General features: G+C 62.7%; 1 protein-coding gene. It reads left to right on the plus strand.

What is annotated here, in order from left to right; all coding sequences use genetic code 11:
• The first annotated feature begins 231 nt into the window (after positions 1-231).
• Positions 232-1,116, plus strand: a complete 885-nt coding sequence (locus tag ACW9JE_RS30805; protein ID WP_175377106.1) for a sugar nucleotide-binding protein — start codon at positions 232-234, stop codon at positions 1,114-1,116.
• Positions 1,117-1,183 lie beyond the last annotated feature (67 nt).

Genomic DNA, 1,183 nt, shown 5'->3' on the forward strand with positions numbered 1-1,183 from the left:
ACAGTGTCCGTGTCGTTCACAAATGCCATGTTCACTGAAAATCCCTGTGGGAGCGGGCTTGCCCGCGAAGAAGCCGGTTGCTGCACCACAAAACCCTGCCATCTACACTTTGCGGATGACGGTTGCGCACTAAACCCGCAAAATGCAACGATTCCGGCAACTATCGACGACATCGCCCACAGGCGCTGTCGATAAAACCATTGTTCCAATCAGACTGGGCCTGCTGACTTTATGCGAATGCGCCTTATGTTACTGGGCGGCGGAAATGCCCTTGGGCAGGCGCTGATTCGCCTCGGTGCAGAGGAAGACATCAATTTCCTTGCCCCCCGCCCGCCGCAAGACGGCTGGGATGCCGCGAGCCTGACTCAACTGCTCGACGACACCCGCCCGGACGCGTTGATCAACCTTGCCTACTACTTCGACTGGTTCCAGGCCGAGGCGGTCAGCGAGCAGCGTCTGGCCGGGCAGGAGCGGGCGATCGAGCGTCTGGCCGAACTGTGCCAGCATCACAATATCGTTCTGCTGCAGCCTTCGAGCTATCGCGTGTTCGACGGCTCCCGCGCCACGGCCTACAGCGAAAAGGACGAGCCGGTACCGCTGGGCCTGCGCGGCCAGGCGTTGTGGCGGATCGAACAGAGCGTACGCGCGACTTGTCCGCAGCACGTTTTGCTGCGTTTCGGCTGGCTGCTCGATGACAGCCCCGACGGCACTCTGGGGCGTTTCCTCGGTCGGGCCGAGCGTCCGGAAGAACTGTTGATGGCCGATGATCGTCGGGGCAATCCGACACCGGTGGACGACGCAGCGCGGGTCATCATCTCGGTGCTCAAGCAACTCGATTGCGCGGCGCCGCTTTGGGGCACCTATCACTACGCCGGACACGAGGCGACCACGCCGCTGGCGCTGGGGCAGGCGATCCTTACCGAAGCCCGGGCCTTGCATCCACTGGCCATCGAAGCCCCCACCGCCCAGGCCCACGCCGCGCGCCCCGACGCTGCGGAAGAGCCACAACACGCGGTACTGGCCTGCAAGAAAATCCTCCACACCTTCGGCATCAAGCCCCGCGCCTGGCGTGCGGCGTTGCCGGGGTTGCTGGATCGGTTCTACCGTCACGGCTGATTGCGCGATCACCTGTGGGAGATTCTATGGTTGAGGGGAAGCTCTCAACCGGCTTTTGGCTGATATT

Source organism: Pseudomonas sp. SDO55104_S430 (assembly GCF_054070595.1).

Excerpts from the sequence above, each read along its gene's own strand:
- ACW9JE_RS30805 (WP_175377106.1), top strand. The coding sequence starts at position 232 with ATGCGAATGCGCCTTATGTTACTGGGCGGCGGAAATGCCCTTGGGCAG.